General features: G+C 63.2%; 22 protein-coding genes. 8 read left to right on the forward strand and 14 right to left on the reverse strand.

Going from position 1 to position 25,577, the window contains the following annotated elements; genetic code table 11:
* Window position 1: 1 nt before the first annotated feature.
* The 9 genes from NKI72_RS00125 to puuE all read right to left on the reverse strand — a co-directional run bounded on the left by NKI72_RS00125 (window position 2) and on the right by puuE (window position 10,749).
* Window positions 2-1,687: an ABC transporter ATP-binding protein gene (locus NKI72_RS00125; RefSeq protein WP_352830224.1), complete on the reverse strand. Its 1,686-nt coding sequence runs from the start codon at window positions 1,685-1,687 to the stop codon at window positions 2-4.
* Window positions 1,687-2,514: an ABC transporter permease gene (locus NKI72_RS00130; protein WP_352469848.1), complete on the reverse strand. Its 828-nt coding sequence runs from the start codon at window positions 2,512-2,514 to the stop codon at window positions 1,687-1,689. The genes NKI72_RS00125 and NKI72_RS00130 overlap by 1 nt, the downstream gene beginning before the upstream one ends.
* A gap of 11 nt (window positions 2,515-2,525) precedes the next feature.
* Window positions 2,526-3,485, reverse strand: a complete 960-nt coding sequence (locus NKI72_RS00135; RefSeq protein ID WP_352469849.1) for an ABC transporter permease — start codon at window positions 3,483-3,485, stop codon at window positions 2,526-2,528.
* Between the two features lie 16 nt (window positions 3,486-3,501).
* The gene (locus NKI72_RS00140) at window positions 3,502-5,088 is read right to left on the reverse strand and encodes an ABC transporter substrate-binding protein (protein ID WP_352849757.1); all 1,587 of its coding nucleotides are present in this window, start codon (window positions 5,086-5,088) and stop codon (window positions 3,502-3,504) included.
* A 154-nt stretch (window positions 5,089-5,242) separates the two neighbouring features.
* Entirely contained in the window at window positions 5,243-7,225 is a 1,983-nt protein-coding gene (locus tag NKI72_RS00145) for a CocE/NonD family hydrolase (protein WP_352830233.1), read from the reverse strand.
* 85 nt (window positions 7,226-7,310) lie between these two features.
* Entirely contained in the window at window positions 7,311-7,904 is a 594-nt protein-coding gene (locus NKI72_RS00150) for a nucleoside deaminase (RefSeq protein ID WP_352540356.1), read from the reverse strand.
* Window positions 7,904-8,407 (reverse strand): ureidoglycolate lyase, encoded by a 504-nt coding sequence (locus NKI72_RS00155; protein WP_352767343.1) that lies wholly within the window; start codon window positions 8,405-8,407, stop codon window positions 7,904-7,906. The genes NKI72_RS00150 and NKI72_RS00155 overlap by 1 nt, the downstream gene beginning before the upstream one ends.
* Window positions 8,404-9,252, reverse strand: coding sequence for a bifunctional allantoicase/(S)-ureidoglycine aminohydrolase (locus tag NKI72_RS00160; protein WP_502898520.1), 849 nt, complete (start codon window positions 9,250-9,252; stop codon window positions 8,404-8,406). The genes NKI72_RS00155 and NKI72_RS00160 overlap by 4 nt, the downstream gene beginning before the upstream one ends.
* 63 nt (window positions 9,253-9,315) lie before the next feature.
* Window positions 9,316-10,749: an allantoinase PuuE gene (puuE, locus tag NKI72_RS00165; protein WP_352830238.1), complete on the reverse strand. Its 1,434-nt coding sequence runs from the start codon at window positions 10,747-10,749 to the stop codon at window positions 9,316-9,318.
* A 173-nt stretch (window positions 10,750-10,922) separates the two neighbouring features.
* Here puuE and uraH point away from each other — a divergent pair, with 173 nt between their 5' ends.
* The 4 genes from uraH to xdhC all read left to right on the forward strand — a co-directional run bounded on the left by uraH (window position 10,923) and on the right by xdhC (window position 16,183).
* Complete coding sequence (gene uraH, locus NKI72_RS00170; RefSeq protein WP_352469857.1) at window positions 10,923-11,297, forward strand: hydroxyisourate hydrolase; 375 nt, start codon at window positions 10,923-10,925, stop codon at window positions 11,295-11,297.
* A 1-nt stretch (window position 11,298) separates the two neighbouring features.
* On the forward strand, window positions 11,299-12,780 hold the full coding sequence (gene xdhA / locus NKI72_RS00175; protein ID WP_352830241.1) for a xanthine dehydrogenase small subunit: 1,482 nt from the start codon (window positions 11,299-11,301) through the stop codon (window positions 12,778-12,780).
* On the forward strand, window positions 12,780-15,131 hold the full coding sequence (gene xdhB, locus NKI72_RS00180; protein WP_352767441.1) for a xanthine dehydrogenase molybdopterin binding subunit: 2,352 nt from the start codon (window positions 12,780-12,782) through the stop codon (window positions 15,129-15,131). Before xdhA ends, xdhB begins: the two co-directional genes overlap by 1 nt.
* 62 nt (window positions 15,132-15,193) lie before the next feature.
* Window positions 15,194-16,183 (forward strand): xanthine dehydrogenase accessory protein XdhC, encoded by a 990-nt coding sequence (gene xdhC / locus NKI72_RS00185; RefSeq protein ID WP_352830584.1) that lies wholly within the window; start codon window positions 15,194-15,196, stop codon window positions 16,181-16,183.
* A gap of 8 nt (window positions 16,184-16,191) precedes the next feature.
* Here the strand turns inward: xdhC and dps are convergent, their stop codons facing one another.
* The 4 genes from dps to NKI72_RS00205 all read right to left on the reverse strand — a co-directional run bounded on the left by dps (window position 16,192) and on the right by NKI72_RS00205 (window position 20,085).
* The gene (dps, locus tag NKI72_RS00190; protein ID WP_352830244.1) at window positions 16,192-16,680 is read right to left on the reverse strand and encodes a DNA starvation/stationary phase protection protein Dps; all 489 of its coding nucleotides are present in this window, start codon (window positions 16,678-16,680) and stop codon (window positions 16,192-16,194) included.
* A gap of 145 nt (window positions 16,681-16,825) precedes the next feature.
* Window positions 16,826-18,079: an LLM class flavin-dependent oxidoreductase gene (locus NKI72_RS00195; protein WP_352830246.1), complete on the reverse strand. Its 1,254-nt coding sequence runs from the start codon at window positions 18,077-18,079 to the stop codon at window positions 16,826-16,828.
* Window positions 18,076-19,089: an LLM class flavin-dependent oxidoreductase gene (locus NKI72_RS00200; RefSeq protein WP_352830249.1), complete on the reverse strand. Its 1,014-nt coding sequence runs from the start codon at window positions 19,087-19,089 to the stop codon at window positions 18,076-18,078. The genes NKI72_RS00195 and NKI72_RS00200 overlap by 4 nt, the downstream gene beginning before the upstream one ends.
* A 75-nt stretch (window positions 19,090-19,164) precedes the next feature.
* Window positions 19,165-20,085 (reverse strand): LysR family transcriptional regulator, encoded by a 921-nt coding sequence (locus tag NKI72_RS00205; protein ID WP_352452229.1) that lies wholly within the window; start codon window positions 20,083-20,085, stop codon window positions 19,165-19,167.
* Window positions 20,086-20,225: 140 nt separating this feature from the next.
* Between NKI72_RS00205 and NKI72_RS00210 the strand changes: the two genes are divergently transcribed.
* The 4 genes from NKI72_RS00210 to NKI72_RS00225 all read left to right on the forward strand — a co-directional run bounded on the left by NKI72_RS00210 (window position 20,226) and on the right by NKI72_RS00225 (window position 24,780).
* Window positions 20,226-21,443, forward strand: a complete 1,218-nt coding sequence (locus NKI72_RS00210) for a urate hydroxylase PuuD (protein ID WP_352614357.1) — start codon at window positions 20,226-20,228, stop codon at window positions 21,441-21,443.
* 1 nt (window position 21,444) lies between these two features.
* Window positions 21,445-22,758, forward strand: coding sequence for a guanine deaminase (gene guaD, locus NKI72_RS00215; RefSeq protein WP_352830253.1), 1,314 nt, complete (start codon window positions 21,445-21,447; stop codon window positions 22,756-22,758).
* A gap of 74 nt (window positions 22,759-22,832) precedes the next feature.
* Window positions 22,833-23,339 carry a heme-degrading domain-containing protein gene (locus NKI72_RS00220; RefSeq protein WP_352813880.1) on the forward strand — a complete coding sequence of 169 codons (507 nt, stop codon included), beginning with the start codon at window positions 22,833-22,835 and terminating at the stop codon, window positions 23,337-23,339.
* Window positions 23,340-23,514: 175 nt separating this feature from the next.
* The gene (locus NKI72_RS00225; RefSeq protein ID WP_352830257.1) at window positions 23,515-24,780 is read left to right on the forward strand and encodes a glycerate kinase type-2 family protein; all 1,266 of its coding nucleotides are present in this window, start codon (window positions 23,515-23,517) and stop codon (window positions 24,778-24,780) included.
* Window position 24,781: 1 nt separating this feature from the next.
* Here NKI72_RS00225 and NKI72_RS00230 read toward each other — a convergent pair whose 3' ends face one another.
* Window positions 24,782-25,504: a UdgX family uracil-DNA binding protein gene (locus NKI72_RS00230; protein ID WP_352470171.1), complete on the reverse strand. Its 723-nt coding sequence runs from the start codon at window positions 25,502-25,504 to the stop codon at window positions 24,782-24,784.
* Window positions 25,505-25,577 lie beyond the last annotated feature (73 nt).

Here is a 25,577-nt window from a genome sequence, read left to right on the forward strand (position 1 = left end):
GCTAGTTCCCCGCGCTGGCCATGCGCCGTCCCTTGATCGCCTTTTCCAGCCAGCCGATCTCCATTTCGGGCACCGACGATAGCAAAAGATCGGTGTAGGCATCGAAGGGCGGCGTCAGCACCTTGCTCTTGGCCCCGTAGCGCACCACTTCGCCGCGATACATCACGGCGATCGAATCGGCGATCGACTTCACTGTTGCGAGATCATGGGTGATGAACAGATAAGCGACGTTTTCCTCTTTCTGCAGCTCGAGCAGCAGCTCCAGTATGCCGTGGGCGACCAGCGGATCGAGCGCCGATGTCACCTCGTCGCAGATGATCAGCTTCGGCTTGGCGGCGAGCGAACGGGCGATGCAGACGCGCTGCTTCTGGCCGCCCGAAAGCTCGGCCGGATAGCGGTCGACATAGCCTTTACCCATTTCGATCTTGTCGAGCAGTTCGGCGACGCGTTTGTCGCGCTCGCGCCCGCGCATCCCAAAATAGAATTCCAGCGGCCGGCCGATGATGGTGCCGACCGTCTGGCGCGGGTTCATCGCCACGTCGGCCATCTGGTAGATCATCTGCAGTTGGCGAAGATCCTCTTTCGGCCGGTCGACAAGCCGGTTGGCGAGCGGCCGTCCGTCGAAGGTGACGGTGCCTTGTTCGGGCGGCAAGAGGCCGGTGATGGCGCGCGCCAGTGTCGATTTGCCGGAGCCGGACTCGCCGACCACCGCCAGCGTCTGGCCGGCGAAAATATCGACCGAGACGTTCTTCAGCACCTTGATGTGACTGCGGCCATAGGCGGCGGTGATGTTCTTGACCGACAGGAACGGGCTCGTGCCGGGCTTCTGCTCCTGGTGTTCGATCTCATGCACCGAAACCAGCGCGTTGGTGTATTCCTGGCGCGGCTCCTTGATGATCTGGCGGGTGCCGCCCCATTCGACCAGCCGGCCGTGGCGCAGCACCATGATCTCGTCCGAGACCTGGGCGACGACGGCAAGATCGTGAGTGATGTAGAGCGCCGCGACATGCGTGTCGCGGATGGCATCCTTGATCGCCGCCAGAACATCGATCTGCGTGGTCACGTCAAGCGCCGTGGTCGGCTCGTCGAAGACGATCAGGTCGGGTTCCGAGCATAGCGCCATTGCCGTCATGACGCGCTGCAGCTGACCGCCCGAGACTTGGTGGGGGAAGCGCTCGCCGATGCTTTCGGGGTTCGGCAGGCTGAGCTTCTTGAACAGCGCCACGGCGCGCTTTTCGGCTTCGGCCCGCGTCGCCGTGCCGTGCAGGAGTGCTGCCTCGACCACCTGGTCCATCAGCCTGTGCGCCGGATTGAAGGCGGCTGCCGCCGATTGCGCGACATAGCAGACCTCGCGGCCGCGCAATTTGCGAAACCCTTCGTTGCCGCCCTTCAGGATGTCGCGGCCATTGAGGATGACCTCGCCGCCGGTGATGCGCACGCCGCCGCGGCCGTAGCCCATCGACGACAGGCCGATGGTCGATTTGCCGGCGCCGGACTCGCCGATCAATCCGAGCACCTTGCCCTTTTCGAGCGTCAGCGAGACATCGTGCACCAGCACGATGTTCTTCGGCGCCTCACCAGGCGGATATACCGTGGCCTCGATGCGCAGATTGCGTATGTCGAGCAGCACGCCGGACTTTGGTTGCCCGGGCTTCGGTTGCCCGGGCTTCGGTTGCTTGTCAGCCATTACCCGCGTCCTCCCTTCAGGCTTGTCGTGCGGTTGAGCACCCAGTCGGCGACGAGATTGACGGAAATCGCCAGCGCTGCGATCGCCGCCGCCGGAATGAGGGCGGCGCCTATGCCGAAGACGATGCCATCCTTGTTTTCCTTGACCATGCCGCCCCAATCGGCGTCCGGCGGCTGCACGCCAAGCCCGAGGAAGGACAGCGTCGACAGGAACAGTACGGCATAGATGAAGCGCAGGCCGAGTTCCGAAACCAGCGGCGACAGCGCATTGGGCAGGATTTCCCGGAAGATGATCCAGCCGCTGCCTTCGCCGCGCAATTTGGCCGCCTCGACATAGTCCATGACGTTGATATCGACGGCGACCGCCCTCGACAGGCGGTAGACGCGGGTCGAGTCGAGAACGCCCATGACCAGGATCAGCGTCACCAGATTGGATGGCAGCACCGACAGCACCACAAGGGCCATGATCAGCGTCGGGATTGACATCAGGAGGTCGACGAGACGCGACAGAAGCGTGTCGAACCAGCCGCCGAAAACCGCAGCCGAAAAGCCGAGGATGGCGCCGAGCGAGAAGGACAGCGCGGTCGCCAGCACCGCGATGAACAGGGTGATGCGGGCGCCGTAGATCATGCGCGACAACAGATCGCGGCCGAGATTGTCGGTGCCCAGCCAATGCGCCGCCGACATCGGTTCCCAAGGGACGTCGCTGACGATCTCGGCATTGCCGTGCGGCGCGATCCACGGCGCAAAGATCGCCGCCAGCACGAACAGCGCTGTCAGCACGATGCCGACCAATGCCGGGATAGGGATGCGTTTGATGACGAGCATATCCGCCCCCCTCATTTCGGATGTCTGAGGCGCGGATTGGCGACGATCGCCGCTATGTCCGCGATGATGTTCAGGCTGATGTAGACGGCGGCGAAGATCAGCCCGACCGCCTGCACCACCGGCACGTCACGCTTGGTGACGTGGTCGACGAGGTATTGGCCCATGCCTGGATAGACAAAGATAACTTCGACCACGACGACGCCGACGATCAGGTAAGCGAGATTGAGCATCACGACGTTGATGATCGGCGCGATGGCATTGGGGAAGGCATGCCTGCGGATGACCGCGAAGGCCGAAAGCCCCTTGAGTTCGGCGGTCTCGACATAGGCGGACTGCATCACATTGAGGATCGCAGCGCGCGTCATGCGCATCATATGCGCGAGCACCACCAGGGTCAGCGCTGCCGCCGGCAGTGCTATGGCCTGAATGCGTTCGCCGAAAGGCATCCCGTCATAGACCGTGGAAATGGCGGGAAACCATTGATGTTGCACCGCGAAGAAAAAGACGAGCACATAGCCGATGAAGAATTCCGGAAACGAGGTCGAGGCGAGCGCTAACCCGGAGATCAGCTTGTCGACCCAGCCATTGCGGTAGCGCACCGCGATCAGGCCGAGGATGATCGCCAGCGGCACCGCGACGATCGCCGCCCAGAAGGCGAGGAACAGCGTGTTCCACAGCCTTCCCTTGATCGAGGTTGCGATATCCTGACCGCTCGACATAGCCGTGCCGAGATCACCGGTCAGGATGCCGCCGAGCCAACGAAAATAACGGATGTAAGCGGGATCATTGAGGCCGAGCTGCTCGCGCAGATTGGCGAGCGACTCCGGTGTCGCCGACTGCCCGAGAATGGCTTGCGCGACGTCGCCGGGCAGGATTTGGGTGCCGGCGAAGATCAGGACCGAAACGGCCAAGAGCAGCAGAATGCCCAGCGCGATGCGCTGGGCCACCAGTTTCACGATGGGTGAGGACATATCCGCAAGGCCGGGCTCAGGCTTCGAGCCAGCACTTCGCCAGAGCATATCCGTTCATCAACTCCTGATGCGGATCATCCACCCAGCCGGCGACCTTGGCGCCCGTCGCGTCGATGAACTGATTGAACATCGGCAGGATCAAGCCGCCCTCGTCGCGCACCATCACAGCCATGTCGTGGTACATTGCCTTGCGCTTGGCCTCGTCGAGCTCGGCGCGAGCCGCCAGCACCATCTTGTCGAAATCCGGACGCTTGAAACGTGTGTCGTTCCAGTCGGCCGTCGACAGATAGGCGGTAGAGTACATCTGGTCCTGCGTCGACCGGCCGCCCCAGTAGGAGGCGCAGAAGGGCTGCTTGTTCCAGACTTCCGACCAGTAGCCGTCGCCCGGTTCGCGTTTGATCTCCAGCTTGATGCCGGCCTTGGCCGCGCTTTGCTGGAACAGCTGTGCGGCATCGACGGCACCGGGGAAGGCGACGTCCGACGTCCGGAGCAGGACGGCACCGTCATGGCCCGATTTCTTGTAGTGGAACTTGGCCTTATCGGGATCGTATTTGCGCTGCTCGATCTCGGTGAATAGCGGGTACGATGCATTGATCGGGAAGTCGTTGCCGAGCGAGCCATAGCCACGCAGCACCTTGTTCAGCATCTCCTCGCGGTCGATCGCCAGCTTCAACGCCATCCGCAAGTCGTTGTTGTCGAACGGCGCGGTGTCGCAGTGCATGATGAAGACGTAGTGGCCGGGTCCCGAATGGTTGCGGATGGTGACGCCGGGCACGCGCTTGATCAGATCGACGATCTTCGGCTCGACCCGGTTGATCATGTTGACCTGGCCGCCCTGCAGCGCCGCCGTGCGGGCCGTGGCGTCGTTGATGACGATGATCTCTATCTGGTCGGCATGGCCCATCTTGTCGCCCTGCCAGTAATTGGCGAAGCGCTCGCCGCCATGGCGCACGCCGGGCTCGTTGGTGGTGACCTTGTAAGGACCCGCCGAGATACCGGCATCGGCCTTGTCCTTGCCGCCGTTCGGCTGGATGATTAGGTGATAGTCGCTAAGCAGATAGGGCAGGTCGGCATTCGGCTCCTTCAGCGTCAGCACCACTTCCTTGCCGCTGGCCTTTATGCTCTCGATGCCTTTCATGTAACCGAGCGCGCCGGACTTCGACTTCTCGTCCGAATGGCGTTCGAGGGTGGCGGCCACGTCCTCTGCGGTCACCTTCTTGCCGTTGTGAAACTCGACGCCATCGCGGATCTTCAGCGTCCAGGTCTTGGCGTCGTCCGACGAGCCGATCTCCTCGGCAATGCGGTTCTCGAGCTTGCCTTCGGGAGACAGTTCGACGATCAGTTCGCCCCACATCTTGCCGAAGGCGAACGGCACCTGCGTCATGAACAGCGCCGGATCGAGACTGTTGGTGGACTCGCCACCGACCAGGCCGGCCTTGAGCGTGCCGCCCTTGACCGGACCCGCCGCGCGGGAAGCGCTGGATAGCAGCGAATTGGCGAAGGTTGCGGTGACGCCGAGCGCTGCTGCCCGGCCGAGAAAATCGCGACGGCTCAGCTTGCCGGACGCAACGCGCCGGCTCAGATATTCCAGTTCGTTCGACATGTTGAGTTCCTCACTCTGTTGGTCCGACCTTATGGTCGTTTTTCTCATTTCAATCGGGAGAATAATGACCGTAAGGGAAAGCGGTAAGCAAGACCGAATGCGACATGCCGTGGCGTAAATCGTGCGTCGCAATTGGACCAATCGCTATAAGCGCTCAAAGCAGCACGCGCGGGATTTTCTCCTCGAAATTGCGCTCGAAGACCAGTTTCTCGCCTTCATAGGCTTCAATTCTGGCGCTAACCACGAAGCTTTGCGCGTCGGACCGCATTTCGGCGAAGGTTTCGGTGCGCACCGACCATCCATTTCGCGACAGCGTCTGGCTCCAATGCGTCTTGCCCGAGGCTGACAGCGGATTGTCAGGATGGATCGCCCATGTCTCCCTGGCGATGCTCCCGTGGGCGAGGCCATGCTCCAGGTCGCGCACCTCACCGAAATCGTCGACGATGGAAACCGTAATCATTCCGGTCTTTTCGTCGCGATCGACATGACGCTCGGAATTGGCGGGCCGAAGCGTCTCCGTTGCCCAGGGCGCAGCACCTTCGGGAGCGGGGAAGGTGACCTCGTCGCCTGTCGCTGGCGGGCGTACCGGCAGCATCAATGTCGCGGCCGACAATTCCAGCCGGACCGGCTCCGGCGACGGCCAGATCATCGGCCAGTAGGCGTTCGAAACGGCAACGCGCAGGCGATGGCCGACCGGCACGCGATAGGCGCATTGGTCGAGCACCACCCGGGCGCTGACGGTTTCGCCGGGCACCAGCGCTTCGGGAAATTCGTGCGAGTTGCGATGCGTCAGGTTGAGCACGCCGTACGAGATCAGCTCCGATGCCCCGTCCGGATGGACGTCGCACAGCCGAACCGCGATGTTCGCCTGGCGCCGGTCCGACGAGACCCTGACCACAACTTCGGGAGCACCGACAATGTCGACCGTTTCGGTCAGCACCGGCTGGTCGAAGCACACCGACAGCGCATCGTCGGGGCGCTGGTCACCCGGCAGTTCCGGGCCGAAGGTGAAGGGGAAATATTCGCCGCCGGCGAGGCCGCAGCTTTGCGGCGAAGCGACGATAGCGTGGTTGCCTTCAGCGATAAGCTCAACCTCTTGGGTCTTGATGTTGGGCGACGGCCATTCCGATTCAGCGACCCAGCGGCCCGGGCGCTCGGGATGCCAGCGCGCCGGACGCACGCTGTCCATGACATAGGCGCGGTAGGCGGGGTCGGCCTCGACGCCGGTGTCGATGTCCTTCAGCCAGCGGTCCCACCAGCGCAAGGCCTCCTGCAGGAAGCCGATGCGCGGTTCGGGCGCGGCGTAATGCGGGTATTTGTGGATCCACGGGCCGACGATGCCCTTGACCGGCGCCTCGATATTGACGGCGAGATGGGAAATCGTATTGCGATAGCCATCATGCCAGCCGCCGATCGACAGCACCGCGGCATGGATGGCGGAATAGTCCTCGCAGATCGAGCCGCGCTTCCAATAGGCATCGCGATGCTGGTGCTTCAGCCACAGCGGTGCCAGGAATGGCTGGTTCTCCAGCCTGGTCAGCCACAGGTCGCGCCATCTGTTGTCGCCGGCCAGCAACGGATCCGGCGGCCTTGACGAATAGGACAGCATGGTCGAGGCCCAGCCGAAATTCTCGATCAGCAGGCAGCCGCCCTTGTAGTGGATGTCGTCGGCATAGCGGTCGACCGTCGAACAGAGACTGATGACCGCCTTCAGCGCCGGCGGCTGCTTGGCTGCTACCTGCAGGCAGTTGAAGCCGCCCCACGAAATGCCCATCATGCCGACATTGCCGTTGCACCAGGGCTGGTCCGCCGCCCAGGCGATGACGTCGCAAGCGTCCTGCAATTCCTGCTCGGAATATTCGTCGTCCATCAGCCCTTCGGAATCGCCATTGCCGCGCATGTCGACGCGGATCGAGGCGTAGCCGTGGCCGGCAAAATAGGGATGCGTCAGCTGATCACGATAGATCGTGCCGTCGCGCTTGCGATAGGGCAGGTGTTCGAGGATTGCCGGCACTGGATCGTCGGCAGCATCGGCCGGCATCCACACCCGCGCCGACAGCCGGCAGCCGTCCGGCATGATGATCCCCATATCCGGAAATTCGACGATCTTTCGTGGGAATTCAGTGACGATTTTCATGCGGGCGAACTCCAGGAGCGCCAGATGATGGAGCCCGTGAGAGCGCGTCATGGGCCAGTCAACGAATTCGGCTGGTCAATCCGCGTCAATTCAGCGGTATGTCGTTTTCGGCCTTGCTTGCTTGATAGGCGGCGGACAATTCGTCATAGCGCGCTGATATTGCGCCGATACGCGCTTCCAGCCGCTCGCGCTCGGCATCGGGCAGCGAGCGCACCAATTTGCGGATCGAAAAGCTCTTCCAATAGGCATTCTCGGCATTGTAGCCGCCGGGATCGAGGGTGAAGACCTCTTTCAGGATCTTCAAATCGTGCGGGATGTCGAAGCTGTCGCGCGAGTCTTCGTGGCTGAACAGATAGAAGAAATTGTCGAAGCCGGTCCAGGTGATCGCCGACAGGCAGAGCGAGCAGGGTTCGTGCGTGGCAAGAAAGATCGCGTCCTTGGTGTCGACGCGTTCGGCTTTAGGCATTTCGTAGAAGCGCTTCAGGCAATGCACCTCGCCGTGCCAGAGCGGGTTTTCGGTCTCGTTGTTGGTTTCGGCAAGCACCAGCGAGCGGTCGTCCTTGCGCAGAATGGCCGCGCCGAACAGCTTATTGCCGTGCGCGACGCCTTCGACGGTCTTCGGCACGATGTCGTGCTCGATGACGTCGAGCAGTCGGTCGATCAGCGAAATGTCGGTCATCATCTAATCCCGTCGGGAAGATCGATCTCGTAGGCGTGCGAGAAATGGCACTCTTCGAGATTGGAGCCGTCGCCGCCGCGGTCGACGACCACAAAATCCTGGACATCGCCGATCGGCGTCAGCACTCCGTGCCACAGATTGCGCGGATAGTTGATGCCTTGCCCGGGCGCGGTGATGAAGGCATGCGGCTCGCCCGGGCCCTCTTCGCCGTCATGGCAGACGACGACCAGGAACGGCCGTGGTGACAGCGGGATGAAGGCCTGGCTGCCAAACGGATGGCGCTCCACCATGGTAAGCTTCAACGGCAGCTCATAGGGCGTGCCACGCACCATCGAGATCAGCACGCGCGCATTCGGCCCTCGTGCTTCCGCCGTGGCGAGGTCATGGTAGCGCTCAGCCTTGCCGCCATTGATCGGATAATGGTTGTCGCCGCCCATATCGATGACGTCGCCGAATTCGGCGAAATTCTCGCGGGTCAGCGGCCGCGCGACGATGCGGGTCATGGTGTGGGTCTCACGACGCCGGCGCTGCCAAGCTTGGCGTGGCGGTTGACGTCCTTATAGAGGAGATAGCGGAATTTGCCCGGCCCGCCGGCATAACAAGCCTGCGGGCAGAAGGCGCGCAGCCACATATAGTCGCCGGCTTCGACTTCGACCCAATCCTGGTTGAGACGGTAGACCGCCTTGCCCTCCAGCACATAGAGCCCGTGTTCCATGACGTGCGTCTCGGCGAAGGGAATGACCGCGCCAGGCTCGAGCGTGACGATGGTGACATGCATGTCGTGGCGCATGTCGGCCGGATCGACGAAGCGCGTCGTCGTCCATCGGCCTTCGGTACCCGGCATTGGCGTCGGCGCGATTTCCTGTTCGTTGGCGAAGAACGCTTGCGGCTGGTCGATGCCGTCGACTGCGTCATAAGTCTTGCGGATCCAGTGAAAGCGGACGGCGGCACCGCTTTCATTGCGCACCGTCCACCCGCTCGCCGGCGGCAGGTAGGCAAAGCCGCCCGGCCTTAAGCTATGTTTCTTGTCGGCAAGCGAAACGCATAGCTCGCCTTCGACTACGAACAGGGCACCTTCGGCGGCGGCGTCAAGCTCGGGGCGGTCGCTGCCGCCGCCGGGCGCGAGCTCGACGATATATTGCGAAAACGTCTCGGCAAAACCCGACAGCGGCCGCGACAGCACCCAGACGCGTGTCCCATCCCAGAACGGCAAAGCACTGGTGACAATGTCCTGCATCACGCCTTTGGGGATCACGGCATAGGCCTGTGTGAACACAGCGCGGCCGGTCAGCAATTCACTCTGGCCGGGATGTCCGCCCTGCGGCGCATAATAGGTTCGCTCGGCCATTTTCATCATATCCATAAATTCAAGCCTGTTGCGGAAGCCAGGGCATATGGCGGCAGCCAAAGCCTATTGCGGAAGCATGTCCTTGAGACGAAGCAGCGCGATGCACTCGACCTGTCTGCAGGCGGTTTCGAATTCGACGTCGTGGCTGTTGCCGATACGCGCCTCGAACTCGGCCAGGATCTCCGCCTTGGTCTTTGCTTTCACCGCAATAATGAAGGGGAAACCGAAACTGGTGACGTAGGCGGCATTGAGTTTTGCGAACAGCTCGCGCTCCTTCTCGGTCAGCGCGTCGAGCCCTGCCGAAGCCTGTTCCCTCGACGATTCCGCCGTCAGCCGCTTGGCCTGTGCCAGTTTTCCGGCAAGATCGGGGTGGGCATTGAGCACGGCAAACCGCTCGGCCTCGCTGGCCGCGCGAAACACGCGGCAGAGCGCGTTGTGCAGGCCGCCGGCACTGTCATGGGCCGGGCCGAGCTCCAGCTCATAAGCGCGCTCGGCAACCCACGGCGAATGCTCGAAGACGCCGCCGAATGTGTGGACGAAGGCCTCGAATTCCATTTTCGACGGGCGCAGCGCCGGCAACCGGAACGGATGCGTCTCCTGCCAGTGTTTTGCAATGTCGATGCGTCGTGCCAGCCAGACCTTGTCATGCGATTTGACGTAGTCGATGAAGCGCTTCAGTGCCGCGACCCGGCCCGGGCGGCCGACCAGGCGGCAGTGCAGGCCGATGTTCATCATACGCGGCCGCCCTGCCTTGCCCTCGGCATAGAGCGTATCGAAACTATCCCTGAGATAGGCAAAAAACTGGTCGCCCGAATTGAAGCCCTGCGGCGTGGCAAAGCGCATGTCGTTGGCGTCGAGCGTGTAGGGTATGATCAGCTGCGGTTTCGCCGTGCCATCCGGCACCACTTGCTCGAACCAGTAGGGCAGCTCGTCGTCATAGGTATCCGACACATAGTCGAAGCCGCCCTCTTCCGCCGCCAGCCGCACCGTGTTGATCGAGGTGCGGCCGGTGTACCAGCCGGTCGGCCGCGCTCCTGTCACCTCATAATGCAGCCGGATCGCCGCCTCCATGTCGCGGCGCTCGTCTTCCGGGGTATGGTCGCGGTAGTCGATCCATTTCAGCCCGTGCGAGGCGATCTCCCAGCCGGCCTCCTGCATCGCCGCAACCTGGTCGGGCGAACGCGCCAGGGCCGTGGCGACGCCATAGCAGGTGATCGGCACCTGTGCCTCGCTGAACAGGCGCAGCAATCGCCAGAAGCCGGCTCGGGCGCCGTATTCGTAGATCGATTCCATGTTCCAATGGCGCTGGCCGGGCCAGGGCGCGGCGCCGACGATCTCCGACAGGAAAGCCTCCGAAGCCTTGTCGCCGTGCAGGACGCAATTCTCGCCGCCCTCTTCGTAATTGACGACGAACTGCACCGCGACATGCGCCCCGCCGGGCCATTTCGGATCCGGCGGATTGGCTCCGTAGCCGCGCATGTCTCGTTCGTAACGCATTCTCGCTCCTGCCGGAAATTGTGATCAGGATAGTCGAAAGGAGTGCCGGCGCATTCCCCCGAAATTTTTGAAAGTGTTTTTGTCGCGCTCCGCTCGACCGGGACTTATGCATCGCCTTTAATTGGCGCACAATTCATGAATAGTGTTCGACCGTTCAGGGAATGGAGCAGCCAGTGGCGGAAACGTCGAAAGCCGAAGGCGGGCGCCTGACGACCCACGTCCTCGACACTGCGGCCGGCAAACCGGCGGCCGGTCTGTCGATCGAGCTCTATCATCTTGACGGTCAGGCCCGGACGCATCTGAAAACGGTCGTCACCAATCATGACGGCCGTTGCGATGCTCCGCTGCTTGCCGGCGCGGAATTCCGCACCGGCGAATACGAGCTGGTCTTTGCGGCCGGCGATTATCTGCGCGGGCAAGGGACAAAACTGGCGGAACCGGCCTTCCTCGACCATGTGCCGATCCGCTTCGGTATGGCCGAGCCGATGCACTATCATGTGCCGCTGCTTCTGTCGCCGTACGGCTATTCGACCTACCGGGGAAGCTGAGATGGCAGGGATCAAGACACGCAACGAAATCCGCTTCATCCTCAATGGCGAGGACGTCGCGCTCGGCACGATTGCACCCGACCAGACCCTGCTCGACTGGCTGCGGCTCGACCGCTCGCTGCGCGGCACCAAGGAAGGTTGCGCCGAGGGCGACTGTGGCGCCTGCACGGTGCTGGTCGGCAGGCTCTCCGGTGGAACACTGGTCTATGAAAGCGTCAATGCCTGCATCCGCTTCCTTGGCTCGCTAGACGGCACGCATATCGTGACCGTCGAGCATCTGCGCGGCGACGCAGGAAAACTGCATCCCGTGCAGCAGGCCATGGTCGATTTCCACGGCTCGCAATGCGGCTTCTGTACACCGGGTTTCGTCATGTCGCTTTATGCTCTGTGGATGCGGGCGCCGGAGCCGTCGGACGCCGCCATCGAAAAGGCGCTGCAAGGCAATCTCTGCCGCTGCACCGGCTACGAGGCGATCATGCGCGCCGCACGTGCCATCTCCAGCTACGGCACGGCGGCAAAGGATCCGTTGGCGGCGGAGCGCAAGGCAGTCACGGCCAAGCTCGAAGCGATGAAGGACGGTTCGCGCATTGAGATCGGCTCCGGCAACAAGCGGCTGATCGTGCCGGCCAATGCCGACGATCTGGCCAGCGTACTCGTCAAGGAGCCGGGCGCCACTATCGTCGCGGGTTCGACCGATGTCGGCCTTTGGGTGACCAAGCACATGCGCGATATTGCGCCGGCGGTTTTCATCGGCAATCTCGATGGTCTGTGCGGGATTTCCGAGGACAAGGGCGTCATCTCGATCGGCGCCGGTGTCACCTATAGCGAAGCCTTCTCGACGCTGGCGAAACGCATCCCGGCGCTCGGCCCGCTGTTCGACCGCATCGGCGGCGATCAGGTGCGCAACATGGGCACCATCGGCGGCAATATCGCCAACGGTTCGCCGATCGGCGACACGCCGCCGCCGCTGATCGCACTCGGTGCCCGCCTGACGCTGCGCCGCGGCGACAAGCGTCGAACGATCCCGCTCGAGGAGTTTTTCATCGCCTATGGCAAGCAGGACCGGCAGCCCGGCGAATTCGTCGAGGCCGTGCATGTTCCGGTGCCGGGCAGCGAGACGAAATTTGCCGTCTACAAGATCACCAAGCGCCGCGACGAAGATATCACAGCAGCGCTAGGCGCGTTTTTCCTGAAGCTCGCCGAGCATGGCACGGTGGCGGATGTGCGCATCGCCTATGGCGGCATGGCGGCAACGCCGAAGCGAGCCTTTGGCGTCGAAAAGGCATTGCTTGGCAAGCCCTGGACGGAAGCGACGGTCGAGGCGGCGATGGCCGCGTATGCCGGCGATTTCACGCCGCTAACCGACATGCGGGCAAGCGCCGAATACCGGGCGCTGGCGGCGCGCAACCTGCTGCTGCGCTTCTTTGCCGAAACCACCGGCACCCGGGCGCCGATCCAGGTATCACGGCACGAGGCGGCATGATGAACAAGCACGCCACGCCAAACCTGAAGGCGCAAAAAATCGCCGGCGGCGTCGCCACCGACCAGCGCCATGATTCCGCGCACAAGCATGTCAGTGGCACGGCCGTCTATATCGACGACATGCCGGAACCGGCCGGCACGCTGCACGGCTGCCTTGGGCTTTCGACGGCGACGCATGCCACCATCACCAGCATGGACCTGTCGGCGGTGCGCGCCGCACCCGGCGTCATCGACGTGCTGACGGCGAGCGACGTGCCAGGCGAGAACGACATTTCGCCGACCGGCCGTCACGACGAGCCGGTGCTGGCCGACGGCAAGGTGCAATTCTTTGGCCAACCGATCTTCTGCGTCATTGCCGAAACCCGCGAGCAGGCGCGCCGTGCAACGAGGCTGGCCAAGGTCGAATACAAGGAATTGCCGTTCGTCGCCGATGTCGGTGAGCTCGATCCCCGGAAAGATAAGCTGGTCACGCCGCCGCTGACGCTGAGGCGCGGTGATGCAGCGGCTGCGATCAATGCGGCGCCGCGCCGGCTGAAGGGAAAAATGCGCATAGGCGGCCAGGAGCATTTCTATCTCGAAGGTCATATCGCCTTGGCCATCCCCGGCGAGGACCACGACGTCACCATCTATTCCTCGACCCAGCACCCGAGCGAAATCCAGCACATGGTCAGCCATGCGCTGGGTGTGCCGAGCCATGCGGTGACGGTGGAAATCCGCCGGATGGGCGGCGCTTTCGGCGGTAAGGAAACGCAAGGCAATCAGTTTGCGGCATTGGCCGCTATCGCCGCGAAGAAACATCATCGGGCCGTGAAAATCCGGCCTGACCGCGACGACGACATGATCGCCACCGGCAAACGCCACGATTTCCTCGTCGACTACGAGGTCGGCTTCGACGACGAAGGCAATATTCTGGGCGTAGATTTCATGTTCGCGGCGCGCTGCGGCTTCTCGGCCGACCTCTCCGGCCCGGTCACTGACCGCGCGCTGTTCCATTGCGACAACACCTATTTCTGGCCGGCGGTGCACGCGCAATCGGCGCCGCTCTACACCAATACGGTATCGAACACCGCCTTTCGCGGGTTCGGCGGCCCGCAAGGCATGGTCGGCGCCGAGCGCGTCATCGACGAAGTCGCGTTTGCCGTCGGCAAGGACCCGCTCGAAATCCGCAAGAAGAATTTCTACGGCACCAGCGACCGCAACATCACTCCCTACCACCAGACGGTCGAGGACAACATCATCCACCGCATCGTCGCCGAGCTGGAGGCGAGTTCCGACTATGCGAGGCGCCGCCGCACCATCGATGCTTTCAATGCCAACAGCCGCTTCATCAAGCGCGGACTGGCGCTGACGCCGGTCAAGTTCGGCATCTCGTTCACCGCCACCCATTACAACCAGGCCGGCGCGCTGGTGCATGTCTATACCGATGGTTCGGTGCATCTGAACCACGGCGGCACCGAGATGGGGCAGGGCCTCTATGTCAAGGTGGCGCAGGTTGTGGCGGAAGAGTTCCAGATCGACCTCGATCAGGTCAAGATCACCGCGACGACGACCGGCAAGGTGCCGAATACCTCGGCCACCGCCGCGTCTTCCGGCTCCGACCTCAACGGCATGGCGGCGCAGAATGCCGCCCGCCAGATCAAGGACCGGTTGACCAATTTTGCCGTCGAGAGATACCAGGTGCCGCGCGACCAGGTGCTGTTCCTGCCCAACCGCGTGCGCATCGGCAACCAGGAGATCGCCTTCGCCGATCTCGTCAGGCAGGCTTATATGGCGCGCATCCAGCTTTCTGCGGCGGGTTTCTACAAGACGCCGAAAATCCATTGGGACCGCGACAAGGGCGAGGGCCATCCCTTCTACTATTTCGCTTACGGCGCCGCGTGCTCGGAAGTGTCTGTCGACACGCTGACCGGCGAATATATCGTCGAGCGCACCGACATCCTGCACGAAACCGGCCGCTCGCTGAACCGCGCCATCGACCTCGGCCAGATCGAGGGCGGCTTCATCCAGGGCATGGGCTGGCTGACAACGGAGGAACTGTGGTGGGACGACAAGGGGCGGCTGCGCACCCATGCGCCATCGACCTACAAGATCCCGCTCGCGTCGGACCGGCCGAAGATTTTTAATGTGACTTTGGCCGACTGGGCGCAAGCAGGCGAGCCGACGGTGTACCGCTCCAAGGCGGTCGGCGAGCCGCCCTTTCCGCTCGCAATGTCGGTGCTGCATGCGCTGTCGGACGCAGTGGCGAGCGTTGCCAGCCACAAGATCTGCCCGCGCCTCGACCCGCCGGCCACGCCGGAGCGTGTGCTGATGGCGATCGAACGGCTGAAGCGGGAAGCCAAAACCGGCACTTGAATCCCGGAAAACGTGCAATTCAGGCCGAAAAACTCTATATTTCCCGATAGGGAACGCAAATGATGAACGCGAAAGTGCAGAGCCTGAAAGCCTTTCTTGCCGGCGCCGGCCGGGTCGCCTTCGTTGAGGTGGCCCGGACAAAAGGTTCGACGCCGCGCGAGACGGGTGCCTTCATGCTCGTCTCAGGATCGGCCACTTTCGGTACGATCGGCGGCGGCCAGCTCGAATACATGGCGATCGACAAAGCGCGACAGATGCTTTTCTCCCCCCTTGAGGGGGAGATGGCCGCGGAGCGGCCAGAGGGGGTCGTTTCAGAAGGTACCGCCAGCGCGTCGAGCACTGCCGCGGCGACCCCACCCGGCGGCTTCGCCGCCACCCTCCCCTCAAGGGGGAGGGATATCCGCGCCACCCTCGACATCGCGCTCGGCCCAGACATCGGGCAGTGCTGCGGCGGCAGGGTCGAGCTGCTGATCCAGCTAGTCGACCCCGCGCGTGAAGCCAAGCTGGTTGCGGCGGCGGAAACCGAGGAAGCGCAGCGACCGCATGTCTACATCCTCGGCGGCGGCCATGTCGGCCAGGCGCTGGCCTCCGCGATGGCCTTGCTGCCGGTGCATGTCGTCGTTGTCGAGACGCGAGCCGAGGCGCTCAAAGGCATGCCGGAAGCGGTCGAAACCAAGCTGACGCCGATGCCTGAGGCGATGGTGCGCGAAGCCCCGGCTGGATCCGCCTTCGTCGTCCTGACACATGACCATGCGCTGGACTTCCTGATCGTCGCCGAGGCGCTGAAACGCCGCGATGCCGCCTATGTCGGCATGATCGGCTCCAGGACCAAGAAGGCGACCTTCCGGAACTGGTTCCTTAAGTCGGCGGACGGAAGCGAGGCGGAATTTGCCCGCCTCGTCTCGCCGATCGGCGGCGATGCGGTGAAAGACAAGCGCCCGCAAGTCATTGCAGCGCTCGCCGCGGCCGAGATTATGACGGCGTTGGCCGGCCATGCGGCGGCACCGTCCGCTCAGTCCAAAGCCCCTCACCGCAAGGCGATGGCTGGCTGACGTTTTGGCTATTCGTTCTCCTGCGTGTGCGCCTCAAGGAACCACAGCAATTTGTCGAGCGAGCGTGAATAGGCGGTGAAGATGTCGGCGGTGTCGGCATCGCCCGCGCCGGCCGCCTCGTCGATCGCCGCGCGTGCCCGCTTGGCGGTTGCGGCATAGCGGTCGATCAGCGCCGCCAGATGATCCCGGGTCTTGTGGATGTCGGTCGGATAGGCCTTGAGCATAGTCGCCTTCGACACCTCTTGCGATGTGCCGAGCGCCGTCCCGCCGAGCTGTACGGCGCGCTCGGCAATGGTGTCGACATGGCCGTCGAGCTCCTCGCGGAACGTGTCGAGCATCTCGTGGATGGCGATGAATTGCGGTCCCTTGACGTTCCAGTGCGCCTGCTTGGTGATCAAGGCCAGATCGATGGCGTCGGCGAGGCGGGCATTGAGAAGATCGATACACTCTTTCTTGGCATTGGATTGCAGGTCGTTGCGGGTGGCGATGGCATCCATGATCGGCTCCTGTGGCGGTTGCGTCCGCTTGGTTTGAAAAGAGGGCGAAGTTTGGGATGGTCAATCGAATATGCGCGCAGACGCCCTCATCGCCGCGGCACAGCATCCCAAAACGGCGATCTCCGACTTTCGTTCCGCGCGTCGTTTACGCCGGCGTTTTCAAGCCCAGATGGTCGCGCAGCGTGCTGCCTTCATAATCCTTCCGGAAAAGCCCGCGCCGCTGCAGCTCTGGCACGACAAGCGTGGCAAAGGCTTCGAGTTGGCCGGGAAAATAGGATGGCATGACGTTGAAACCGTCTGCGGCGCCGCCCTCGAAGCGTGCCTCGAGCTGGTCGGCGATCTGGGCCGGAGTTCCGACGACGCGCCAATGACCGCGCGCGCCGGCGAAATGACGGGCAAGCTGGCGAATGGACAGCTTGTCGCGGCGGGATTGCTCGATGACGAGCGCCTGCCGGCTCTGCATGCCTTCGCTGGCCGGCAGCTCGGGCAGCGGTCCGTCGATGGGATAGCGCGCGAGATCGGATATGCTGAGATAGCTGGAAAGCAGCGCGGCACCGATATCGTCCGGTATCAGCTCCTGCAGTTCGTCATGTTTTGCCCGGGCTTCCGCTTCGCTTGCCGCAACCACCGGCGCGACGCCAGGCATGATCTTGAGGTCGTCCGGCTCGCGCCCATAGGCCGCCAGCCGTCCCCTGAGGTCGTCGTAGAAAGCCTTCCCCTCCTCGAATGTCTGCGCCGCAGTGAACACCACATCGGCGGTCCGGGCGGCGAGATCGCGGCCTTCGTCCGACGCTCCCGCCTGAACCATGACCGGCGCACCTTGGGGCGAGCGCGGCAGATCGAGCGGGTCGCGCACCGAAAAGCTTCTGCCTTCGTGTCCGCCCTGGCCTTGCCAAAGGCCAGCAACCACGGCAGCGAATTCGCGCGCGCGTTCGTAGCGGTCGGCATGCGGGCGCAGACCGGTCGAGCCGAAATTGGCGGCCTCGATCTGGCTGGCGGAAGTGACAAGGTTCCAGCCGGCACGGCCGCCGCTCAGGTGGTCGAGCGACAGGAAGGTTCGCGCCAGCCCGTAAGGCTCGTTATAGCTCGTCGACGCCGTTGAGACGAGGCCGATGCGCTCCGTCTGCACCGCGAGCGCGGCAAGCAGGCTGATCGGCTCGAAGCCGATCGAGCGTGAGGTCTGGCTGGCGATATCGACATTGGCCTCACGCACGCCGGCGGCGTCCTCGCAGAAGATCATGTCGAACTTCGCCGCTTCCGCCGTCCGCGCCAGCTGGATGTAGTGATCGATGTCGATGCCGGCCGTGACATGCGCCTGCCGATGGCGCCAGGCGGCGATGTGGTGGCCTGTCGCCCACAGGAAGGCGCCGAGCTTCATCTGCCGTAGACCGGTACTCATTGCCGATCCTCCCCGGCAAGTCCGAGATGGGCGCGCAGTGTCGCCGCGCTGTAGCCGGACCGGACAAGGCCGCGGCGGCGAAGGCCCGGCAGCACGCAATCAACGAAATTGTCGAGCGCTACCATCCGCGGCATGAGAATGTTAAAACCGTCACAAGCTGTGGAGCGAAAGCACTCTTCGAGCCGATCCGCAAACAGGTCCGGGGCGGCGGCTATTTCGGCAACCACGACAACGTTCATCAGCACTTTCAGCGCCTCCGGCCTGCGCCCGAAGGCAAGCGCACGGCGCTTCAGATCGCCAGCCTTCGCCGGCTCGATCGATGGCTCATCCAGCAGGACGACATCGGCGGTGCGGGCGGCGATATACATGGCGGGCTCGGACAGGCCGGACATGACCAGCACCGGCGTGTCCTGCGGCGACCGCGCCACGTTGAGCGGCCCGCGCACGGAAAAGTATTCGCCCCTGTGGTCGAGAAGGTGCATCTTCTCGGGATCGAAGAAGCGGCCGCCAACTTTGTCGAACAGCAGCGCGTCTGCGTCCCAGCCTTTCCACAAGCCTTGCACGATGCCGATGAATTCATCAGCGCGCAGGCGGAAATCGTCGCAGGAAAACCCTTCCGGCCGGCTGAAATTGGCCGCCTCGCGCGGGTCGGGCATCATGCTCGCGTTCCAGCCGGTGCGGCCATGGCTGATGATATCGAGCGAGGCGAAACGGCGCGCGAGATTATAGGGCTGGTGGGCGACCGTCGACGCGGCGGCGACGAGGCCGATCCTGCTTGTCACCGTCGCCAGCGCCGCCAGCAAGGTGGTTGCTTCGAAGCGCATTTGCCGGTTCGGCCAGCCTGCAACCGGTGCGGAATCGCCCAGCAACACCATGTCCAGACCGGCCGCTTCGGCTTCTTGCACGAACCGCGTCAGCAGACTGAAGTCCGGGGCGGCGTCGGGCGGATGGGAAGGGGCGGCTTCCGGAGACAGTGAAACGGCGAGACACATTGTGGCGCCGTTGGCCATCGCTTTTCCCTGTTGAGCGAGATTCCTTGAGAATTATCTCGCCGGCTGGACGCAAAGCAACCGGCCAGCCGACGATCATTTGCCGGCCAGAATATCCCTGATCAGCCGCTGGCAGCGCTCGGCCATGAAATCGAGCAGCAGCCGCACCTTCGGATCCTGCAGCTTCTTGTGCGGGTAGACGGCGGCGAACTGCACCGGCGTCGGCGGCGTGTTGCTCAGGATCACCTTCAGCCGCTGGTCGCGGATAAACGGCTCGACCTCGAAGCGCGGCTTGTTGATGATGCCGCGGCCGGACAGCGCCCAGCCGGTCAGCACGTCGCCATCATCGGTATCGTAGGGGCCGTGCACCTCGAACTTTTGCGGCCCATTCGGCGTCTGCAGTGTCCAGACATATTCGCGCGCGCCGGAATAGCGCAGCATCAGGCAATCGTGTTTCTTGCCGATCAACTCCTGCGGCTCGGTCGGCTCGCCGCGCACGTCCAGATATTGCGGAGCCGCTACCAGCACGCGTTCGCAGTCCATGATGCCGCGCATCCTGAGGCTGGAATCCTCGATGATGCCCAGCCGGAACGCAACGTCGATGCCTTCCTTCATGATATCGACATTGTGATCGGAAAGCCGGAGCCGCACCTCGATATCTGGGTACCTGTCGTGGAAATCCGGGATTCCGGATGCTACCAGCCGCCGCCCGAGGCCGAGCGGCGCTGTCACCTTTATGGTGCCGCGCGGCTGGCCGGATAGCGCGCTGACCGCCGCTTCCGCCTCGGTGACCGCCTCCAGCACCTGCTTGGCGCCAGAGTAGAACACGGTGCCGTGCTCGGTCGGCATCAATTGTCGCGTCGTGCGGTTGAACAGCCTGACGCCCAGGTGCTTCTCGAGCTCCTTGATCCGGTTAGAGGCGACCGCGGGCGAAATGCGCATGTCGCGCCCAGCCGCCGACAAATTGCCGAGCTCGACGACGCGGACGAAAACGGCGATGTTGTCGAGATAGGCCATGCGGCTTCCGTGGCTCTCATGTGGCTGCGTATGATCAGCCTAGTATTTTCCAATTTTTTTTGAAAGTCATCGTGCAGCTCGGCCCTTTCCGTTTGCGCTCCAGTCCGTAAAGTCAGTGGATCGGCAGGGACGATTTTTTCATGATGGATTTCGCGATATTCTGGGATTGGCTGAGTTTCGCCGTGCGCTGGCTGCACGTCGTCACCGGTATCGCCTGGATTGGATCGTCCTTTTATTTCGTCGCGCTCGATCTCGGGCTGCGCCAGCGTCCGGGCATGCCTGCCGGAGCCTTCGGCGAGGAATGGCAGGTGCATGGCGGCGGCTTCTACCATGTGCAGAAATATCTGGTGGCGCCGGCTGAGATGCCCGAGCATCTGACCTGGTTCAAGTGGGAATCCTACGCCACCTGGCTGTCGGGCTTCGCCATGCTGTGCGTCGTCTACTATGCCGGGGCGGACCTGTTCCTGATCGATCCGAATGTCCTTGCTATGTCGGTGCCTACAGGCATCTTGCTGTCGCTGGCGACGATCGGCGTCGGCTGGGTGGTCTACGATCTCTTGTGCCGTTCGCCGCTCGGCAACAGCGACACCGGCCTGATGCTGGTGCTGTATGGGGTGCTGGTATTCATGGCCTGGGGACTGACCCACCTGTTCACCGGCCGCGCCGCCTTCCTGCATCTCGGCGCCATTACCGCGACGATCATGTCGGCCAACGTTTTCATGGTCATCATCCCCAACCAGAAGATCGTCGTCGCCGACCTGATCGCCGGCCGTAAGCCCGATCCGAAATACGGCAAGATCGCCAAGCAGCGCTCGCTGCACAACAATTACCTGACGCTGCCGGTTTTGTTCCTGATGCTGTCGAACCATTATCCGCTGGCGTTCGGGACAGAGTTCAACTGGGTCATCGCCTCGCTGGTGTTCATCATCGGCGTGCTGATCCGGCACTATTTCAACACCAGGCATGCGCGCAAAGGCAATCCTACCTGGACCTGGCTGGCCGCCGCCGTCCTGTTCGTCGTCATCATCTGGCTGTCGACGGCACCGAAGCTGCTGACCGGCGAGGTCAAAACGTCCTCGGCGGCACAGGTCTACGTCGCCTCGGCGCATTTTCCCGCCGTGCGTGATACAGTGCTTGGCCGCTGTTCGATGTGCCATGCGGCGGAGCCGTCCTACGAGGGCATTTACCACGCGCCTAAGGGCGTGATGCTCGATACCGATGCCGGCATCGCCGAGCACGCCGGCGAGATCTACCTGCAGGCCGGACGCAGCCACGCCATGCCGCCCGCCAACGTCACCCAGATCACCGACAAGGAACGGGCACTGCTGGTAGCCTGGTTCGAAGGCGCGGGGAAATAGCATGACCAGCACGCTGCTGCGCGGCCGCACGCTGTCGTTTTTGCGCTGGCCAGAAACCATCGACGACCATTCCGCCTGGCGCTACGAGCAAGATGGCGGCCTGCTGATGCGCGACGGAAGGATCGTTGCCGCGGGCGCCTATGCCGAGGTCGAGAAAAAGGCGGGCGAGGGAACAAAAAAAATCGACCACAGGCCGCATCTGCTGCTACCCGGGTTCATCGATGCGCACGCGCATTTTCCGCAGATGCAGGTCATCGCTTCCTTCGGCGCCGAGCTGCTCGACTGGCTGAACACCTACACTTTTCCGGAAGAGACAAAATTCCAGAACGCCCAGCATGGCCGCCGTATCGCCAGGCTGTTCCTGGATGAAGTATTGCGGCATGGCACCACGACAGTCGCGGCCTATTGCTCGGTACACAAGGAATCTGCCGAGGCGTTCTTTGCCGAGTCGCACGACCGCAACATGCTCAACATCGCCGGCAAGGTGATGATGGACCGCAACGCGCCGGACGGCGTGCTCGACACGCCGCAATCGGGCTATGACGACAGCAAGGCGTTGATCGATGAGTGGCACGGCAAGGGGCGCCAGCACTATGCCATCACGCCGCGCTTCGCCATCACCTCGTCGCCCGAGCAATTGGAGATGGCGGGCGCGCTCTGCCGCGAATATCCTGATCTGCACATGCAGACGCATCTGTCGGAAAACCACGCCGAGATCGCCTTCACGCAGCAATTGTACCCGCAGACGCGGGACTACACCGACATCTACGAACACTATGGGCTGCTCGGGCGCAGAAGCCTGTTCGGCCATTGCATCCACCTGTCGGAGCGCGAGGCGGATGCGCTTTCGGATAGCGGCTCGGTGGCGGTGTTCTGCCCGACCTCCAACCTGTTTCTCGGCTCGGGCCTGTTCGATTATCAGCGCTATAGCCGCCGCGAGAAGCCGCTTCGCATCGCCGCAGCCACCGATGTCGGCGGTGGCACCAACTATTCGATGCTGCGCACCATGGACGAGGGCTACAAGGTGATCGCGCTGAACGGCGAGAAGCTCAATCCGTTCCAGTCCTTCTGGCAGCTGACCCGCGGCAATGCCGAGGCGCTGTCGCTTGCGGAAAAGATCGGCACCCTGGAGGAAGGCAGCGACGCCGATATCATCGTGCTCGACGCCCGCGCCACGCCGGCGATGCGGCTGCGGGTGGAGACGGCGGACACGCTCGCCGAGGAGTTGTTTCTGCTGCAGACGCTAGGCGACGACCGCGCCGTGCGCGAGGTCTATGTCGCCGGCCGGGCGGCCAAGGCGGATATAGCGGTTTAGCCGTCGTATGCGGCCGGCTTGACCGGGCGGCAGCCATCCGCCAAAGCAACAGGCGAGATCGACAGGGGAACGACATGGCCGTTGCGGACGACATCGCTCTGATCAAGAAACAGGAAGCCACGCTTGTCTTTTCGGCCTTCGATGAAGCCGTCGCTTTCGAGATCGGCTCGGCGATCCGCGACCGGGCTCTCAAGGAAAACCTGCCGATCATCGTCGATATCAGAACTTTCGACCGGCCGCTGTTCTATGCGGCAATGCCCGGCTCGAACGCCTCCAATCCGGACTGGGCGCGGCGCAAGATCAACGTCGTGCGGCGGTTCCTGAAAAGCACCTACCGCATGGTGCTGGAGCAGCAGCGCCCCGACCGCAGCTTCAAGCCCGGCGAAGGGCTGGACATTGCCGACTATGTGCTGGCCGGTGGCGGCTTTCCCATCACTGTCAAGGGCGCTGGCGTCATCGGCGTGATCGCCGTCTCCGGTCTACCGGAGCGCGAGGACCACGGAGTTGTCGTCGATACGCTGTGTAGCTACTTGGGCGTCGATAGCCAGGAGTTGGTCCTGCCGCCGGAAGCAACATCGTGACGTTGGCGCTGCCCCTCATCCGCCTGCCGGCACCTTCCCCCCGCGTAGTGACGGGGAGAAGGGCAACGCTCCAACGCTGGCGATCCCCTCTCCCCGTCTCTATACGGGGAGAGGGTAAGGGTGAGGGGCAGCGCAAACGCCGCAGAAGCTCGCACAGCGTCCGTGGTCGCTCAGTATGACCGCGCTCGATCCCAAGTCCTTTCTCATTTCGATCTTCAACGCCGCCGTTGCCGCCGCCGATCCCCAGAGGACGATCAAGGATCATTTGCCCGCAAGGCCGAAGGGGCGGACGATCGTCATCGGTGCAGGAAAAGGCTCGGCGCAGATGGCGGCGGCTTTCGAGAAAGTGTGGGACGGGCCGATCGAAGGGCTGGTCGTCACCCGCTACGGCTATGGCGCGGCCTGCCGGCGCATCGAGATCATCGAGGCGGCGCATCCGGTGCCGGATGCCGCGGGGCTAGAAGCTTCCCGGCGGCTGCTCGAAAAGGTCCAGGGACTGACTGCGGACGACCTCGTCGTGGCGCTCATTTCGGGCGGCGGCTCGGCGCTGCTGCCGTCACCTGCCGAAGGTCTGACGCTGGCCAATGAGATCGCCGTCAACGAGGCGCTGCTCGCCTCCGGCGCGCCGATCGCCGCAATGAACACCATCCGTAAACATGTTTCCACGATCAAGGGCGGCAGGCTGGCAGCCGCTGCCTATCCAGCCAAGGTGGTGTCGCTGGTGGTCTCCGACATTCCGGCCGATAACCCGGCGCTGGTCGCTTCCGGCCCGACCGTTCCCGATTCCGGCAGCCGCGAAGATGCATTAGCGTCGATCGCCGCCTATGACATGAAACTACCGGCTTCAGTGATGGCGCACATCAATTCGCCGGCCGCCGATGCACCGCGCGTCGATGATCCGCGTTTTTCGCGCAACGAGGTACATCTGATCGCCTCGGCCGGCGTATCGCTGGAAGCGGCTGCGGCCGAAGCCAGGTACCAAGGTATCGAAGCGGTCATTCTCTCCGATTCCATCGAGGGCGAGGCGCGTGAGGTCGGCGGCGTCCACGCTGCAATCGCGCGCGAAGTGGCGACGCGCAACCGGCCATTCGCAAAACCGGTGCTGATCCTGTCGGGCGGCGAGACGACCGTGACCTTGCGCGCGAAAGGCAAAGGCGGCCGCAACTCGGAATTCCTGCTCGCCTTCGCCATTGGGATCAGCGGCCTGGCGGGCGTCCACGCACTGGCCGCCGACACCGACGGCATAGACGGTTCGGAAGACAATGCCGGCGCCTTCGCCGACGGCTCGACAGTGTCGCGGATGCATAAGGCGGGCATCGATGCCAAGGCCATGCTTGCCGGCAACAACGCCTGGACGGCATTCAATGCCGTAGATGACCTTTTCGTACCCGGTCCGACCGGCACAAACGTCAACGATCTCAGGGCGATATTGATCAAATAGCTCAGGCGGCCATCAGCTTTTTCACCGCTCTCATATCCTGCAGGAACCGGTCGCGTTCTGCCTGCCTGTCCGCCGGCTCGCGAATGCGCAGGATGAAAGACGGGTGGATGGTGACGAAGACACGCAAGCCATCGTCACGCTCCACGACGGCCCCGCGCATCTTCATGATCGGCACCACCTTGCCGAGCAGCGCCTGCGCCGCCGTTGCGCCGAGCGCCACCGCCAGATTGGGCTTGATCAGATCGATTTCCTTGTCGAGCCACCAGCGACAAGCCTGCACCTCGCCGGCGTTCGGCTTGGAGTGGATGCGCCGCTTGCCGCGCGGCTCGAACTTGAAATGCTTGACTGCGTTGGTGACGTAGACTTTCAGCCGATCGACGCCGGCATCGTCCAGGATGGCGTCGAACACCTTGCCCGCCGGACCGACGAAGGGCTTGCCCGCCAGGTCCTCCTGGTCGCCCGGCTGTTCGCCGACGAAGATCACCTTGGCTTTATCAGGGCCTTCACCGAACACGGTCTGCGTGGCGTCGTGCCATAGCGGACAGCGGCGGCAGATCTTGGCCGTTTCGCGCAGTTCAGGAATCGTCCTGGCGTCGATTTCTGTCGTTTCCGGAGACTTGCTTGCAGGCAAGCGTCTTGCCTGCACTTTGGCATGGTGCGGCGTCGGGGTTGTCTGCATCCTGGCGATCATGACTAAGGCGGCCTTGCTCGCTCCTGCAATCAGACACGCAATGAGCAAAGCCCGCCGAAGGTTCCGCTGAAATTATTCCGCATGGGCCTTCACCGGCGGATGGCCG

This window comes from Mesorhizobium sp. M0437 (assembly GCF_040321335.1).
GTDB lineage: Bacteria > Pseudomonadota > Alphaproteobacteria > Rhizobiales > Rhizobiaceae > Mesorhizobium.